The sequence below is a fragment of the Pseudomonas sp. CFBP 13727 genome, assembly GCF_014841915.1.
Classification (GTDB): Bacteria; Pseudomonadota; Gammaproteobacteria; order Pseudomonadales; family Pseudomonadaceae; genus Aquipseudomonas; species Aquipseudomonas baltica.
Genome location: NZ_JACYUT010000010.1, coordinates 1 through 1,845 on the forward strand (window position 1 = coordinate 1; position 1,845 = coordinate 1,845).

General features: G+C 64.4%; 1 protein-coding gene. It reads left to right on the forward strand.

Annotated elements, in window-relative coordinates:
* Positions 1-13: 13 nt before the first annotated feature.
* A partial coding sequence (locus IFT76_RS20660; protein ID WP_192060115.1) for a hypothetical protein occupies positions 14-1,845 on the forward strand: 1,832 nt, incomplete at its 3' end.

Genomic DNA, 1,845 nt, shown 5'->3' on the forward strand with positions numbered 1-1,845 from the left:
GAGGTGATCCATCGTGAAAAATCCACCCCGTTCATTATTACGCGCCATCCGCAAAGCCGCCTATGGCAGCGACCATGTCAACCACGGTGCCCGACATGGTGGCGTGGCGCCCGACCCCAATATCTACGCACCCCTGGTACCGGCCGCGATCTCCCATGGCGGCATCAACAAAGACGACTACGACAACGGCCTGATTGCCGTGCTGGTAGAGCCCTACGTGGGTATGGCCGTGAATGACATCATCGACCTTTACTGGAATGACGGTTACATGGACTTCGCCACGGTGACCGACCCCACCGCCACTCAGGCGTTGGTTGCCGATGCATACTACATTTCCCCCGACGCGCTCGAGGCGACGCTGCACTACCACGTCAAGGATTCAGCCGGTAACGAGCGGGCATCGCAGTCGCTGGTGGTGCCGATCAAGCTGACGGTGCCTGGCGACCCGCCCGAGCCGCCGGACGCCAGCGATCCTTCACTCAACCCCAATCTCGGGCTGCCCTATGGCGTGCCGGACCTCATCTCCGACGTCAGCCTGGTGGGCGACCTGCCGGTGACGATCCAGCAATACACCCACCAGAGCGAGGGCGATATCGTCACCCTGTTCTGGGCCGGCACGGCCATTCACTACGGCCCGCTGCAAACCAGCGACCTCAACCGCAGCATCACCATCACCGTGCCCAACAGCGTCATTGCCGCCCGCCCCGGCACCGACCTGATCGTGCGCTACAGCATCCGCGACAAGGTGCAGAACTATTCACGCTACAGCCCCAGCGTGCTGACCACCGTGTATGCACGAGGCTCGTTGCCCGAGCCGACCGTGGAAGGCACCCAGACCGGCGACCTGCATCTGGATACCATCACCGACGACCTGGTGGAAATCCGCGTCAATCGCTATTCGACCATCGCCGTCGATGACAACATCGTCGTGCACTGGACCGGACGGCCCGTTCAAGGCCCGTTTCAAGACTACAGCACCCCGGCCCAGCAGCTGGGCAGCAACCGCTTTCTCAACTTCCAGGTGCCCAAGGACGTGGCCGCCGTGCTGATCGACAGCCAGGCGTACGTGTACTACACCGCCATTCCGGCCGCCGGCGGCGCAGCGAAGATCTCCAGCGGCTCGACATTCGGCGTGGTGGGCACGCGCAACGAACTGAAAATGCCCGAAGTGCCCAAGGCATCCGGTGGCACCCTGGCACCGGAGTCCATCAGCGAAAACACCGTCGAGGTCATCGTGCTGGCCAACCCGCTGCTGGTCAGCGGCAGCAACGTGACCCTGATCTGGAGTGGCACCGGCCCCGGCGGGGCGGTGTATCACGAAGAGATGCGCGCGGTCGACAGCGGCAACGCCGGTGGGCCGCTGAGCATCCTGGTGCTCAAGGACAAGGCACAGGAACTCATCGGCGGCACGCTGGAGGTGTCCTACACCGTCAAGCTGGCCGACGGCACGGTGTACCGTTCGCCCGCCCTGGCCTTGACCGTGGTCGGCGCCGGCGCCTCGCTGCCCGCGCCCACCTTCAGCCCGGCGTTGAAACCTGGCGACGTGCTGGACCCCGCCGACCTGGCCACGGGCGGCATCTACGTCAAGGTCGCCGTCGGCTCGCCGTTGTACGTTGGCGGCAAGGCGCGGCTGCACTGGGAGGGCTCGAGCACAAGCATCAACCCGCCGGTGGAACTGCCCATCACTGCGGTAGGGGATTTGAGCTTCTGGGTGGACAAGACCCGCTACGTGGACCCCAACCTCAATGGCTCGGTCAACGTGTGGTACGAGCTGATTCCCAGCGCGGGAGCCACGGGGGTTTCCGAAAGCGTGCTGATCTCGGTGCAGGATGCCGCGAGCCAGAC